General features: G+C 60.1%; 11 protein-coding genes. 2 read left to right on the top strand and 9 right to left on the bottom strand.

Annotated elements, in window-relative coordinates; all coding sequences use genetic code 11:
• Nucleotides 1-5: 5 nt before the first annotated feature.
• From AC1DE1_RS17595 to AC1DE1_RS17560, 8 genes are all read right to left on the bottom strand, one after another.
• Nucleotides 6-2,318 (bottom strand): Orn/Lys/Arg family decarboxylase, encoded by a 2,313-nt coding sequence (locus AC1DE1_RS17595; protein WP_477179192.1) that lies wholly within the window; start codon nt 2,316-2,318, stop codon nt 6-8.
• Between the two features lie 92 nt (nt 2,319-2,410).
• Complete coding sequence (locus AC1DE1_RS17590; RefSeq protein WP_477179191.1) at nt 2,411-4,744, bottom strand: Orn/Lys/Arg family decarboxylase; 2,334 nt, start codon at nt 4,742-4,744, stop codon at nt 2,411-2,413.
• 68 nt (nt 4,745-4,812) lie between these two features.
• Nucleotides 4,813-6,288, bottom strand: coding sequence for a DcaP family trimeric outer membrane transporter (locus AC1DE1_RS17585; protein ID WP_477178606.1), 1,476 nt, complete (start codon nt 6,286-6,288; stop codon nt 4,813-4,815).
• A 146-nt stretch (nt 6,289-6,434) separates the two neighbouring features.
• Nucleotides 6,435-7,331, bottom strand: coding sequence for a transporter substrate-binding domain-containing protein (locus tag AC1DE1_RS17580; protein ID WP_477179190.1), 897 nt, complete (start codon nt 7,329-7,331; stop codon nt 6,435-6,437).
• Between the two features lie 89 nt (nt 7,332-7,420).
• Entirely contained in the window at nt 7,421-8,752 is a 1,332-nt protein-coding gene (gene potE / locus AC1DE1_RS17575; protein ID WP_441603933.1) for a putrescine-ornithine antiporter, read from the bottom strand.
• 307 nt (nt 8,753-9,059) lie between these two features.
• Nucleotides 9,060-9,536, bottom strand: a complete 477-nt coding sequence (locus AC1DE1_RS17570; RefSeq protein WP_441603934.1) for an ion channel — start codon at nt 9,534-9,536, stop codon at nt 9,060-9,062.
• Nucleotides 9,537-9,593: 57 nt separating this feature from the next.
• The gene (locus AC1DE1_RS17565) at nt 9,594-10,697 is read right to left on the bottom strand and encodes an AI-2E family transporter (protein WP_477179189.1); all 1,104 of its coding nucleotides are present in this window, start codon (nt 10,695-10,697) and stop codon (nt 9,594-9,596) included.
• A gap of 750 nt (nt 10,698-11,447) precedes the next feature.
• Nucleotides 11,448-12,119: a MarC family NAAT transporter gene (locus AC1DE1_RS17560; RefSeq protein WP_477179188.1), complete on the bottom strand. Its 672-nt coding sequence runs from the start codon at nt 12,117-12,119 to the stop codon at nt 11,448-11,450.
• Nucleotides 12,120-12,480: 361 nt separating this feature from the next.
• Here AC1DE1_RS17560 and AC1DE1_RS17555 point away from each other — a divergent pair, with 361 nt between their 5' ends.
• Nucleotides 12,481-13,050 (top strand): OmpA/MotB family protein, encoded by a 570-nt coding sequence (locus tag AC1DE1_RS17555; protein WP_441603941.1) that lies wholly within the window; start codon nt 12,481-12,483, stop codon nt 13,048-13,050.
• Nucleotides 13,051-13,211: 161 nt separating this feature from the next.
• Here the strand turns inward: AC1DE1_RS17555 and AC1DE1_RS17550 are convergent, their stop codons facing one another.
• Nucleotides 13,212-13,817 carry a hypothetical protein gene (locus AC1DE1_RS17550; protein WP_477177133.1) on the bottom strand — a complete coding sequence of 202 codons (606 nt, stop codon included), beginning with the start codon at nt 13,815-13,817 and terminating at the stop codon, nt 13,212-13,214.
• Between the two features lie 355 nt (nt 13,818-14,172).
• On the opposite strand from AC1DE1_RS17550, the gene AC1DE1_RS17545 reads away from it, so the two are divergent.
• Nucleotides 14,173-15,027, top strand: a complete 855-nt coding sequence (locus AC1DE1_RS17545) for a hypothetical protein (RefSeq protein WP_441603943.1) — start codon at nt 14,173-14,175, stop codon at nt 15,025-15,027.
• Nucleotides 15,028-15,214 lie beyond the last annotated feature (187 nt).

Genomic DNA, 15,214 nt, shown 5'->3' with positions numbered 1-15,214 from the left:
CTCGCCTAGTAAGACCTCAGACACTGCAAGTAGTACTCACCGTCTTCGACCTCCACGCCATGCGTGTCATGGCCAAATCCAGGGAAGGTGTGATCCCAGCTCTGCAGTGCCTTGAGGTAGCCCACGTAAGGGCCATCGGCCGAACCGGCCACCTCGCCGGGCATCAGCATCGGTATGCCGGGCGGGTATGGAACCACGCTGGTCGCCAGCGTTCTGCCGGCCAGATCGGCCAAGGCCACACGCTCGATCTGCACCCGCAGCAACTGTTGATAGGCGTCTGCCGGCGACATGCGCACTTCGGGAAGGCTCGAATAGGCATGCTGCAGATGCTGCGTCTGACTGGTCCGCTTCATCTCCGCAAACATCTGGTCGCCAAGGCCTCGCAAGCCAAGAATGCCGTAACGCTCCGGATGACCTGACACCAGATCCGGCATCACACGCTCCAGCGGCCGGTCTTCATCGTAATCACGCTTGAAATCCAGGAAGGCCGTGATCAAGGTGCTCCATTTCGCCTTGGTGATGCCGATCGAGAACAGGAACAAGACACCGAAGTCACTGGTCTTCTCCACCACGATGCCACGCGCCCCGAGGTAGGCCGTGAGCAGCGTCGCGGGGAATCCCTGCGCGCCCAGCGAACCGTCGTCCTGGACACCGGGAGTCAGCACCGTCACCTTGATCGGATCGAGCATGCAGTAGCCGTCTTCCAGATCGCCGAAGCCATGCCAGTTGTCGCCGGGATGGAGGACCCAGGCATTGGCATCCTCCGCGAGCAGTTCCGGTGCCGCATCGACAAATTCGATCTTCTTGCCGGTATTGAGGTCAGTGATCACTTCCGGATTCCATGTACGGAAGAACCACGAGCCCTTCTGGGCGAAGTCGCGATTCAAGCGCCCCACGATCTGGCGGAAATGGATCGCCTCATCGATGCACTCACGGGTCAGGCTCACGCCACCCAGACCATCCATCATCGAAGCGGCGACTTCGTTTGACGCCATGATCGGGTAGAACGGCGAGGTGGAGCCGTGCATCATGAACGACTCATTGAATCGCGCATGCGGGATGCTGCTGCGACCGTCGCGCACGTGGATATACGACGCCTGCGAAAACGCGGCGAGCAATTTGTGCGTGGAGTGGGTGGTGAAAACCGTCGGCCCGTTCGGATCATGCGCCGTGGCCGGCCCGTGCATGGCCAGTCGCCCGGAGTAAAGCGGATTGAACCTGGCATAGCCATACCAGGCTTCATCGAAGTGGACGCGATCGACCCAGCCACCCACTTCCTCAAGCACTCTTGCGGTGTTGTAGCAAAGGCCGTCATAGGTGGAGTTGGTCACCACCACGAACACCGGCTGTTGATCCGCCAGGTTCTTCGACAAGGGATTCGCCGCGACAGCGCTGCGAACGCTGGCCTGGGAAAACTTGTCCGGATAGATCGGCCCGATCAGCCCGTATCGATTGCGATGCGGCACCAGATAGTGCGGAATGCCGCCGGTCATGGTCAGGCCGTGCTCGATCGACTTGTGACAGTTGCGGTCGCACAACACCACCTGGTCGCGCCCCACGCAGGCCATGAAGATGATGCGATTGGACGTGGATGATCCGTTGGTGACGGTATAGCTGCGATGCGAGCCGAAAATGCGCGCGATGTACTTCTCGCTCTCGCCTATCGGCCCGGTATGGTCCAGCAGCGAGCCGATCTCTCCCACGCTGATGGACAAATCGGTGCGGAAGATATGCTCGCCATAAAAATCGTAGAAGGCGCGACCCGTCGGATGCTTGAGGAAGGCGGTGCCACCGGTGTGGCCTGGTGTATGCCATGAGTATTCGTGCACTTCATTGAAGTTGGCCAGCGCGGCGGTCAGCGGACCGAACAAGGTCCCGAGGTAAATCCGCATGGCGGCGTGCACACGGCCGCTGACAAAGGTGGCCGAGTCCTGCGACAGCCAGATCAGCTCGTTGATCGCCTGGACCGTCTCCACGCTCAGCGTTTGCGCCTTCTCCGGTTCCGTCATGAGAAAGATGGGCACGTTCTCGTTGCGCGCACGAATGACGTTGATCAGCCCGATGGCCGCCGCATTGTCCTTCTCGACGCCTTCGGCATTGGGCAGCGACCAGTCGATCAGCATGGCGTGGATGGCAGCATCGGAGACGATGGAGGAGCGCGCGTCGTCGACGGTCGAGGCCGTGGTCGTCTCGATATTGCGGTCGGCAAACTCCTGCTCCAGCGTGCGGCAGGCCCTGCCGCCGGCGCTGTCGGTGCCGACTTTGGAGTGAACCAGCAACACGCGCAGCTTTTGACGCAGGTTACGACGCTCGAGCATGATGATTCTCCTGGTTGGCGGCATGCGTATGCCCGCCGCCATCTGAAACCCACTGCGCGCCGTGATCGTTCGTCACTGACACGGCCCACCATTCATTTTTTGCGCGTAGCCTTTGCCTGCTTGGCCGCAACCTGCTTATCCAGCACGACGCGCACCCACATATCGCCATTGGCATCGGCGTGCATGTTCTGCACTTCTCTTGCGAAGCCGGGGAACTTGCGCCCATAGGCCTCCACGGCCTGCAGGAAGCGAAAGATCGGGCCGCCTTTGGGATCCATGCGCTCGCCCGGCATCAGCACGGGAATGCCCGGCGGATACGGAACAATCATCAGCGCGGCGATCCGCCCTGGCATATCGGCAATGCGCACTTCTTCCGTGGTGCCATGAATCAGATGCTGATAAGCCTCCGCCGGGGTCAAAACGGGCTCGGAAAGCGTCTCGCCGGCCTTGTTCGCCATCGCCTGCAGATCGAGCTCACTCATCGCCTCGTGCATCTCATCGCACAGCTGCGGCAGGGTCATCTCGCGGTAGCGATCGGGATAGGCATGCACCAGGTCGGGCAGCGCCTCTTCCAGCGTCGCATTGCGGTCGTACAGCCGCTTGAACGACAGCAAGGTCTCCAGCAAGGTGCCCCACTTGCCCTGCGTGGTGCCCACGGAAAACAGCACCAACACGGTGTAGTCGCCGGTTCGCGCAATCGCCTGCCGTCGCGCATCGAGGAACTTGGTCAACACCGCACCGGGTATGCCGCGCTTGGCCAACTTGCCCTTGGCATCCGTGCCTGGGCAAAGAATGGTGACCTTGGTCGGATCAAGCATGCAGAAATCATCCTTGACCACATCGTCCGGCAAGCCGTGCCAGGCGTCGCCAGCCCGCAAGGTCCAGCACGCTGTCGATTCGGCCAGTACATCGAGCGGCGCCTCATGGAATGGAACCTGTTTTCCCTTGATGGGAACACGCGGCGGCTGAAACAGCGAAAAGAACCATTGCCCGTCGTCCTGCAGACGCTGACCGACCAGCGCGACCGTCCGGCGAAACGCCACGGCAAGGTCAACCGTTTCGCGCAGCAGGGCCGGGCCCGATGGCTCATCCATCATGGCCGAGGCGATATCCAGCGACGCGATCAACGGGTAGAACGGCGATGTGGTGCCATGCATCATGAATGCTTCTTTCACCGGCGCCATCGCCAGCTCGCCACGCTTGCTGTTGCTCACGTGGATATAGGACGCCATCGAGAATGCAGGAAGCATCTTGTGCGTCGACTGCACGGCGAGGACGGTCGGGCGATTCTTGATGTCACGCGGCACACCCATCGCGAAACGATGCTTGTAAAGCGGATGGAATTTTCCGTAGGCGTACCACGCCTCGTCGAAATGCACGCGATGGACGCTGCTTGAAAGCATCTCCACCACCTTGTCCACGTGGTAGAGCAACCCGTCATAGGTTGGATTGGTGACCACGGCGTAGACAGGTTCCTTCGACTTGGCGCCCGCCGACAGAGGCGAATCGGCGATCAGGCTCTGGATATGCGCATGGGAGAAACGCTTGGGAGGAATCAGGCCGATCATGCCGTAGCCGTTGCGGCTGGGCTGAAAATAAACGGGCCGCGCCCCCGACAAAGTCATCGCATGGTTGAGCGACTTGTGGCAGTTGCGGTCGGCAATGACCATCTCGTCCTTGCCGATGCAGGCCTGGACCACGATGCGATTGGAGGCTGACGAACCTGCGAGCACATAGAACGTCCAGTCCGCGCCAAATACCCGCGCTGCCATGCGCTGCGAATCGGCCGGCGGCCCCTCGATATCCAGCCATGAACCCAGCTCCGCATTGGATATGCCGATGTCGGCCCGCATGATGTTCTCGCCAAAGAACTCATGGAACTCCGCGCCGGCAGGATGCTTGAGATAGGCGGCACCGCCCATGTGACCCGGGGCATCCCACTGATACGCGCCCTCTTCCGTGAGCTTCTTGAGCGCCTTGAAGTACGGCGGCAGCAGGCCGCTGTGATAGTCGTCGACGGCGAACTGCAGGCGGCGCGCAAAGAACTCGGGCGTCTCGCTGCCGACGTTCACGTATTCGCGCACCTCCGAGATCAGACTCAACGGTACGTCGGGCGTCTGGATGCTGCGCGTCAGCAGGAAGATCGGCACCTTCAGCGACTTCTCGCGCACGGCACGCACGATCTTCATCGCCGACTCTTCCGCCATCGTCCCGGTCTCACCGAGATCCCAGTCAATCGCCACCGCCGAATACGAGGGCTTGCCGCGCGCGATCGCCAGGCCGTCCTCGCCACTCATGGCCTGCACGACCTGGATGCCGCGATCTTCGATGGCCTTGCCCAGGCGGGACAACGCAAGCCGGAAGGCCGATCCCTCGTTCGGCAAGTCGGTGGAGACAAAAAGAATCCATGGATGATTCATCGACATGAGGTGCGTACTCCGGTGCAGTTCAAGCGTTGCCGATACAGGCGGTAACCCGGCGCATTCGCGCGACCTCAGGGGTTAAGGTCATAGCGAAACGTTGTTTGCAGACGCTGTCCCTGCCCACGCAGATCGGTAAGCGCAATGTTCTGCCCCCACAGGTACTCCACACCGAACATGGCGCGCTCGCTGAATTTCCAGGCCAGGTTGATGGACCCGAACTTGGTGCTCTTGGGCTGGTCCGGATTGATCAGCATGTTCGATTGCGGGCTGATCCTGAGATAACCCCAGGCCAGGCTTGAGGTCAGGTCTTCGCGCCAGGCGTGCGTGTAACCCGCGCCGTAGCCTCGTGCGCGGATGGCGCGCAGGTCGCCTTGCGTCGTAAAGGCGGCGTCCAGTCCAAGCCCTGAAATATCCTGCAGGAAATTGGCGTAACCCTTGCCGTAGCTGGCCCATCCCTGGACGCTGTCATGTTCGAACAGGGCCGTGGTGCCGGTCAGCTGGGTTGCAAAGCCCGTCGTGCTGCGCGTGCGCGCCGTGGCGTTTTCCACGCGCAGATCGCGAAGAATATTGGCCCACAGGACATGCCAGCTGGGCGCCTGCCACCTCAAGCCGAGAGTGATGTCGGGGCGACGCGAATACGTGTTGAATCCTTCGATGACACTGATGTCCGCATTGGGCTTTTCCAACGACATCGGCAAGGTCAAGGCGCTCTCGCCGCTCCTGTACAGCACGGGTGAGAAGCGGATCTGCGGACCATATTTGAAGGTGAACGAGTTGGGTCCCTCGTAATCGAGCGTGTTGGGGAACACATCGATATCGGTGAACGCCGAGATGTTGTAGCCGGCCAGCAAGGAGTAATGCTCGTTGTCCAGCTCGCCGTAGAACGCCTGCAGGTTGTACGGCATGTCGCCGCTGCCGCTGCCGAAGAAGTTGTTCTTGTAGACGACTTTGAGCGTCCCGTAATCGGTCTGGCGCTGGAAATCCATGCGGAAGATGCTTTGCCTGGCGCTCATGGTGGAGCGCCTCCCACTGTCATAGAGCGGCTGTCCGCGCACCGGGATCGACGAGGGAACAAACAGATCCGCCGCGCCCATGTAAGTGCTGTCGGCCATCGCATCCAGCTGCGCCACCAGGTCGATCTTCAGCAGATTGCCCGTATCACCCAGTCGCACATAGCCTTCAGGCAGTGGTTCGTAGGCGCCGGCAACGGCAGAAGGCGGCCGGTAGGGCGGCGGCCCGGAGGGTGTCGGTGCCGGCGGAGCCGTTGCCGAACTCGTCAGCGCCGGCGCCGCTGCCTTGGCTTGCGCGGCAGTGGCTTCCTGGCTTTGCTCCTTTGCTTCCAGCTCCTCCAGGCGCGACTGCATCTTCTGCATCACCTGCTGCTGCGCCTGCATCTGCGCCTTGACCTGTTCCAGTTGTGCCTTGAGCTCTGCAGTCTCCGATGACTGCGCCATCGCCCCCGGACTGAAGGTCGCAAGACCGCCTATCAGGAGTGGCGCACACAGGAGTGTCTGCTGTCGCATGAAGCCGAACGATGGCCGATGCATGCTGATGCCTCCAGTCAACCTAGTAGCACTGAACGGGAAGCTGGTGCCGGACCTTCGCGCGGCGCCTCAACGCTGCAATGACATCAGCTCAACCAAACACAACGAGAGGGCGCCGGCACAAAGCGTATGCCGGCGCCCTCCTGGCGCTACTCGGGTAACGCCGTATCGCGGAACCAGTCCTTGACCGACTGATCAGGCTTGCCCATGTACTGCTCGTAGATCCCGTTGATCTTTCCCGTGCGATAGAGCCGGCTCAGCACCTGGTCGACCAGCAGACGGAAATCCGGGTCGTTGCGCGCCAAGGCCAACGACAACGGCTCATTGTCGAAAACCCGGTTGAGCACGACGACCTGGCCCGTCCCATCCTTCTTGGCCAGGTCCAGAAGCACATTGCGCTCGGCAAAGAATCCGTCGACCCTGCCATCCTGCAGTTCCTTCAGGCCGGTATCGAGGTCGGGCACGGAAGAAACGACGCTGTTGACCTTCAGTTCGTCGCGGCGCTCCTTGAGCAACTTCTCGGACAGCGAGCCCGCGATGACGGCAAAGTTGCGCTGCTGCAGCACCGCGAGCATCGGCGAACCTCGCCAGATCGGGCGTCCACCGGACTCCCCCGTCTCGAGCAGATCGCGCAACGCGACCGGCGCATCCTTGCGCAGCATCACGCCGGTACCTCCCGTCAGTATCGGGATCGAGAAACTCACCTCGGACATGGCGCTCAGGGATGGCGCGGACGGCCCACAGAGTAAGTCGACACGACCCTCGGCAACGGACTTGAAACGATCGGCTGCGTCGACCGCCACAAACTCCGTGGAAATATTGGGCGCGTGCAAGAGCTCCTGTGTCGCATCCACAATCTGGCGGCACACGGCGATCGCGTAGCCGTCGGCGGTGCCAGGCTTGTCCTGATAGGTGAACGGCCGGGCGTTGGCATAGTAGCCAATGGTGAACTTGCCGCTCGCACGTACGCGATCGAGCGTAGCGCTGCCGGGGCTCACGGTCTGCGCCACGATCGTCGGCACCTGCATCACCAGCAGCCCGATCATCGCCCAGCGCAACAGGCTGTTACGCACAACAACACTATTCATGCGTGACATGTCGTCTCTCCTGGAAAGCCTTGTTCTGCCTCGGCGAGTTATCCACGCAGGGGCTCCCCGGCAAAGGGAGCCGAAAAGCGAGGCGCCAGGAAGCCGTAAATGGCGAAGGTAAGCGCCATCACGATGGTTGCACCGAGCACCGCCTCCATACCGGATGCATAGATGGCATAGGTGCTGTAAAGCATCGCCACGGTAACCACGAACGCGTTGAGCCTGAAGGTATGTTGGGGAACCGATGCCTTGCGCATCATGATCATCAGCGCCGAGAGCGCGAGAATATAGGGGATGACGTTGGTCACCACCGCAAGGTTGACCAGCACCGCAAACTGCTCGCCCAGGCTGGGTGATGCCGTGGACAACGCCATCAGGCTCTGCACCACGCCCATCACGATCATGCCGATGACCGGCGCCGTCATCTTGTTGGTCTTGGCGAAGAACGTCGGGAACATGCGTCCCTCGGCAGCCGTCTTTGCCGTTTGCGCGATGGTGAACTGCCAACCCAGCAGTGAGCCCAGGCAGGCAAGAATGGCCAGCGCGCGGATGATCGCGCCCACGGTCGGGTTGAACATCTGCGAGTACGCCAGCGCGAACGGTCCGGTGGACTTGGCCAGCTCCGCATTGGGCACAATGCCCTGGATCACCGTGGTGGACAGGACGTAGATCACGGCAGCGCCCAGCGTGCCGAGCATGCATGCCATGGGCACGTCGCGCTTGGGATTCTCCACGGCATCGGAGTTCTGCGCCGCCGACTCCATGCCGAGGAAGGCCCACAGGGTCAGCGCAATGCTCGAATCCATGCCCTTGAAGAAACTCAAGCCTTGAGGATTCCACGCGGCCGAAAAAGTCGACCCTTTGAACCAGAACCAGCCGATGATCGACAGGCCAGCCACCGGGACGATGACGCCCCATACGGTGATCGAGCCAATTTTGCCAGTGACACTCGGACCGCCGAAGTTCGCGAGCGTCGTCAACCAGATCAACCCGATCACGCTGATGCAGGTGGACATGGGCGTCGACGACAGCCACGGGAAGAAGGCGGCGAGATAGCCCACCGCTGAGATGGCGATCGCCACGTTGCCGATGGCCAGCGACAGGAAGTACAGAAAGAACGTCAGGAAGTAGCCGCCCTTCCCATAGGCCTCTTCAGCGTAGGCCGCCATGCCGCCGGCGCGCTGACTGAGCAGCCCCGCCTGTGCGAAACCGTAGGCGATGGCCATGGAACCCAGCGCCGTGACAGCCCACGACGTCAACGAGATCGCACCGACCTGGGCCATGTTTGCCGGGAGCATGATGATGCCTGAGCCCATCATGTTGACCGCCACCAGGACGGTTAGCTGCATCATGCTCATCTTCTTCGTGCTGCCGTTCATCACCGCCTCCCAATTCCGAATTGCGGAGTTAGCGCGACCCGCCACGCAAGCACTCGCAGCCGACCGAAACGACCGGCAGTCGATCAATGAATTGCCCCGCCCCTGTGAAATGAATTCTCAAGCAACAAAAAACATCTTTAATCGATAGTGAGCCACCATCAATCAAATCAGCGTGAACCGTCGCAAATACTCGCGCTTAATTCTTTGGAAGGCTATATGGCCAAATACTTAGTTAATCATGAACCTGCCAACGACTCTGCAATGCAGTAATTACTGAATTAGAAATACCAAGTTTTCCTAGGTAGTTTTATTGGCTTCGACGCCGACGAAGCCTCCATGGGCGCCTGCTCTTTTTTATCCTGGCCTTGTTCTGGTTGATGATGTCCATAACGGCGGCAGTCATCACCGCGGTCGATAAGCCGAACATCAGAATGCCGTTGGCCGCCTCAAGCGGGCCGAGCATGCGCCAGCGCGGGGACATCACGACATCGCCATACCCCAGCGTGACGAAGTTGACCCCCGAGTGGTAGAGCGCCGTCTTGAAATCATCGAACTCGCCAAGCAGCATGAACAGCGCCGCCCAGATCACGGTCTCGGCAAAGTAACCAAGCGTCAGCAGGAGCAGCACCGTGTACAGCAGCAATACGTTGCCCGTTGCCGTTTCCTTGCCCCTGTGGGAAAGCTTGTAGCGGGCATACTGACGCAGGCTGATGTTGAGGAAGAACGCCTGCAGCAGCAGGCAAACCAACATCACGGGGAGGCCGATCAATAGATTGAGCAACACGGGGACCTCCTCCGCGCATCGATGGCGGCAGGCAACGGTGAGGCGTGCGCGGCCGGGTCAGGTCTGCTTTGGCGCCGATGGTTCGTCGATCGGCGGCTGTTCCTCAACCCATTGCCAGAACAGCTGGTAGCCGACTGCAAGCGCCACCGGGCCGATGAACAGGCCGATGATCCCGCCCGTGACCATGCCGCCCAGTGCACCGATCAACACCACCGGCATCGGCACATCGACGCCGCGGCCCAGCAAGAGCGGCTTGAGTACGTTGTCGGCCAGGCCCGCAACAAAGACATAGACCGCAAACACGATGGTGCCGACACTGGCGCCTTCCGTGGCGAACACGTAGGCGATGGCCGGTATCGTGATCAGGGTGGCCGGGAGCTGCATGATGCCAAGCAACAGCACGGCGAGGGCCAGGAGGCCGGCGCCTGGAATACCTATCAGCACGAAGCCGACGCCAACCAGCAGCATCTGAATGAAGGCGATGCCGATCACGCCCTGGGCGACGGCCCGGATGGTGGCCGTGCACAGGTGAGTGATCTGCGGCCCTCGTCCCGGGCTGAAGATGCGCGTGGAAATCTTCACCGCGCTGCGTTCCCCGCTTTCACCGAAGGCCATGAGGATGCCGGCGATGATCAGGGCAGCGATGAACATCAGAAAACCCAGGCCGGCGTTGGCAAGCTTGCCCAACGCCATAAGACTGAACTCCTTCAGTTGCGGCGCGAGCTTCTGTGCCAGGCCGGTCAGGTCGGTGGCCGCTTGCAACCAGAAGCCATAGAGAGGCTTTCCAATCAGCGGCCAGCTGGCCACCGACTCGGACGGCGAGGGAATGCGGACCTTACCCTCCTTGACCACGTCCAGCGCCTTTTCAACCGACTCGGTCATCGACGTGCCCAACAGGTAGACCGGCACCATCAGGATGATGACGGCGATCAACACGATCAGGGTTGCCGTGCGGCCATCGCGATTGCCCAGCCTCCCCCGCAGCCTGAGATGCAGGGGATAGAGGGTGATCGCGAGGATCACCGACCAGAGCATCAGGTGAAGGAAGGGACTGAAGATCTCGAAGCAAAAGATCACCAGCGCCGCGATCAGGCCGGCGCGAATCAAGACATCGAGCAGCCCGCGTGACAGGGCTTTCTCGTACATGGGTCTCAGCAACATGGATTAGCCCCTTCAACGGTGGGATTTCAGCTATCCCTGTGCGACTGCAACTTGAATGCTCTGGAACGAGGGTGTTCGCTAGCTCGTCCATTCGCCATCAGCAATGATGGTGGGCGGAAGCTCGGCCAAGGCTTCCGCCGGACCCTCGAGTTGCCAGATATGTACGCAGCAATTCCAGCCGTAATCCTCGGACACCCGGCTTAGCGCAGAACGCCACCGTGAGAACCAGGCGTCAACCGCCGCGACTTCGTCCCGGTCATCCACGACGACGATGATGTTGGCTCTAGGCATGGCATAGGCCTGTGTCCAGGCGACACCAGGGAAACATGCTGCACCTCCCGCAGGCACCGACGAGTTCAAGGGCTGGATTTGACTGTTCCATCGCTACCGCAGTGCCGAGTGCCGCCGTCGTCGCCGACAAGGCGAATTGCAGCATGGCATTGCAAGACGTGGCGAACCTGCCAAACATGGTGTCGGCGTTTCCGATTCAAGGAGCCCCATCGGCATACAAATACCGTGGTGCACCAAAGAGCAGGACGAGAAATGCGCTGCATCCCCAGGGCAACATCACGCCTTCAGGCCCGACGATGATGTTGTAGGCGGTTAATAAAACTATCAGCGTTCAACGAGCGTGAACTCAGCGGCCGGCATGATCCCCACGCGCAGACGTAAGCAATAATACGTAGTCATTGATACTCAGGACTCAGTCACACGATCGAAGTGCAGCGGCGCGGTTTCGATCCACCCAGCCTACGAAGCAACCATGTGCCAGCTCAAAAGAAGCTCGTGACCTCCATTGATGGCAAATTGCACGCCAATGCAGACCAATAGAAAGCCCATCACACGGGTCAGCGCATCGACGCCGCCCTCGCCGAGCAGACGCAAGATCGTTGTGGCTCCGCGCAGGCAAGCCCAGAACTCCAGCGTAAAGAGCACGGCGACCGTAATGACGGCCAGGTGCACTGAATAGGAATAGCTGCGCGTGGGGATGGTTGAGGCGGCGCTGATGATGAAGGCAATGGTGCCAGGCCCCGTGGTACACGGCATGGTCAACGGAACAAATGAGATATCCCGGAACTGCGTCGCCGGCGTCGCCTCGGAAAATGCTTCCTGCGCCCCCTGCTCCGTGATCCGCTCAGGCGGAAATAGCATGCCGAAACCGATGTACGAGACGATCAGGCCGCCAGCAAGCCGCAAGCCGGGGATCGAAATCCCGAACAGGCGCATGACAACGCTGCCTGCATAGAAGCAGACCAGAAGCACAATGAATACGTAGATGGCGGCACGCAAGACCTGCCGATTGCGCTCCGCGTCCGGATAGCGCGCTGTCAGCGCCAACAGCACCGTGGCACTGGTGACTGGATTGGCGATGGTCGTCAGGCCCAACAGCCCCACCGCGACGTCATTGAGAAATGCGGGCATGTCTGGGTATCTAAGCGAACGAAAATCAGCTCCGCCCTTATCCACTTGTCGCGATGATGGGAGCGTGACCGGCGCGTCGCATGAGCATCGAAAGCATCATCGTTCATCGAGCAAAGATACCGGTGCGTTGGTGGCGCATTTCTATCGCCGGGCATTGCGCGTCGCGACAATCTACTCAACGCGTCTACGTGTTTACACCTAATGGTTTAATGCATGGAAAAATGGAGTTATTTTCTTCCTACTTTATTAACGCCAATTCGGCGAAGATTAGATAAACAAGAGGAAGCAAAAACCAGAAATATCTGGCAGGACCAATCGAAGATCGCCTCCTTTGATAAGACACCAACGTGAGGGAACTACCATGATCAAGTTTCCGCAGCTATGCGTACTAGGTGTGGCACTCCTGGCGGCAGGGTGTGTCTCTCAGCAGAAATATGATGAGTCGCAGCAGAAGAATGCGGAGCTGGAGGCGCAATACCAGCAGCTCAATGCGAGCATGGGGAGCGAAATTCAGTCCCGCGACGTGCGCATCTCGCGCATGCAGGATGCCATCAAGGTTTCGCTCAACGATCAGCTGCTGTTTCCATCAGGCGGCTGGGAGATATCAGAGCAGGCCAAGACCAGCATTGCCAAGGTCGCCAAGATCCTTGCCCCTCATCAGAAGAACAAGATCAACGTGAGCGGCTACACCGACAGCACACCCATTGGTCCGGAACTGGCGAAGCAAGGCATCACGACCAATCAGATCCTGTCGCAGAAGCGCGCGGACAATGTGCAGCAATTCATGATCTCGCAGGGCGTCAATCCAAGCCTGGTATCGGCCAAGGGCTATGGCGAGGAGAATCCCGTAGCGTCCAACGACACCGCCGAGGGCAAGGCTCAGAATCGTCGCGTGGAGCTCACCGTAGCGAGCCCCGGTACGAGCAACTGAATCGGCGCGGATATCGAACTTGACGGGTGCGGCCAAATGGACCGCGCCCGTCGCCTGTTGCCCACCTTCACATCCACGCCGGCGTGAATCGTTCGCTTGCGTCATCACCATGACCCAAGGATCGGGTGATGCTCGCGACGTCCTACCCGCCTGCCGCACCCTTACCCCTGCGGGGTGACGGTGACCGCCAAAGCCTCGGCATAAGTGATGCGCACCATGTCGCCGACTTTCAGCTTTGAGAGTCGGGCCTGGCGTGCGGGATCCTTCACCTCGATGATACGGGTCTTGCCATCAGCCCCGGTAAGCGTGACGGTGTGCTTCTTCAGGTCGACCGCGGTGAGTTTCGCGGTCACCGTGACGGCCTGCTCGGCCGTACCACCCGGTTTGTTGCTTTTCTCATCCCGCGTGATGTCGCCTTCAACCTCGGTGCCCGCTTGCGCACTGTTGGCCGGAAGCAACTCAAGCGCAACGGCATGTTGGTACGTCATGGTGATCTTGTCGCCGACTTTGACCTGGTCGAACCGCGTGGCGGCCGGCCCCACCGCTACCGTGTCTTCTTTGCCAGCGGCCGTTCGAAGCGTGACCAGGCGTTTTTGATAATCGATCTGCGTCACCGTAGCCGTCACGGTCTCCGTCTCGTTGGCCAGCTCGTGTGCCGTCGCGGTCACCGGCGGCGCCGTGGAGGTCTGCGCATAGACCGACAGGAAAGGTGTGCCTGCCGCTACGACCGCTAGAAGCAAGCAACGTGGGAAGTCGAAGGCGCTCATATCACATCTCTCTGTCAGCGACGAATCAAGGCGTACATGCCATGAGAGCATCCCGTTTCGGGGCTGCTCTGCCCTTTTCATCCAATCACGCAGCACGCCACCCCGCCCCATGCCTGCAGTGCGCATAGACTTCTACAAGCATCGGCTGTGATGCATGAGATCTCCAGTGGCTAATTACCGATTATTTCTGTGTAGAAATACGCAGACCTAAAATGCACACGCAAGAGTTTGCTAATTGCCCACGATCTAATTAGCGCGTAGATCTACTTATGCCTTTAGTGCTGCAAGTTTTTGCTGTGAATTCCCAATTAGTTGCGCCAATATGTATTGTCGATTAGAGCGATGAGGGGTCATCATGAGTGGCCGTTCCGGTTCTCTTTTTGCTCGCGCCACCCTCGCGCTAGGGCTCGTTTTAACCTCCGGTGCTGCCTCATTGTTCGCGATGCCGGCGTTCGCACAGTCAGAAGACTATTGGGACGGAAACTGGCACGGCAGCATCACGCCGTACGGCTGGCTTCCCGGCGTGTCCGGCGAAACCCGATACCAGCTTCCCAGTGGCCCGGATGTCACCGTCAAAAACAAGAGAGACCCCTTGAGCAGCCTCAGTGGCGCCCTGCTGCTCGAAGGCGATATTCGCAAGGGGAACTGGGGCATGTTCGGCGACATCGACTGGATCAAATTCTCAAACGAGAAGGGGCGCTTCACCTCGATTGGAGGCGAACGCTTCGGAGCCGACGCCGGCCTGGATACGCGCTGGGGAATGAAGGGCGGCCTGATTACGCTGGCCGGGCTGTATACGCTTGGGCACGGCACGCTTGGTTATGCCGACCTGCTCTTCGGCGCGCGCTATGTGTGGTTGAAAGGCAACATCAGCTGGAACCTCAACGTGGTCAACAACCAGGATGCCTTGATCCTACAAGGTAGTGGCCACCTGCATAATCAGACGCATGCCGGTAACGCGATTATCGGCGTACGAGGTCGCTGGACGCCGTTCGCTGACTCGGGCTGGTACTTTCCGTACTACGCCGACGTCGGCACGGGCGACTCCGACAACACCTACCAATTGAACGTCGGCGTGGGCTACGCATTCCACTGGGGCGATATCGCCATCAGCTATCGCGATATCAAATATGAGCAAGGCGGCAGTGACAAGTTTCTCAAAGAGGCAAGGATCAGTGGGCCAAGTTTCAACTACACCTGGCACTTCTGAAATCCGGGTTGGCCAGGGCTATTCTCTGGCGGACTCGCCGGCAGGCATCGATGCGTCGATGCCACGGTGCCCAATCGGCTTGGAACGGCGACGCCTGGGGAACGAAACGCGATCTAACGGTTAACGAGCGTCAAGCAAAGGGCGAACAGTGCTGCTGAATCTCCCGGCGCGAGGGCGGTGTCGAACA

This window comes from Dyella sp. 05T440 (assembly GCF_056395965.1).
This window is presented reverse-complemented; position numbering and strand designations above follow the sequence as displayed.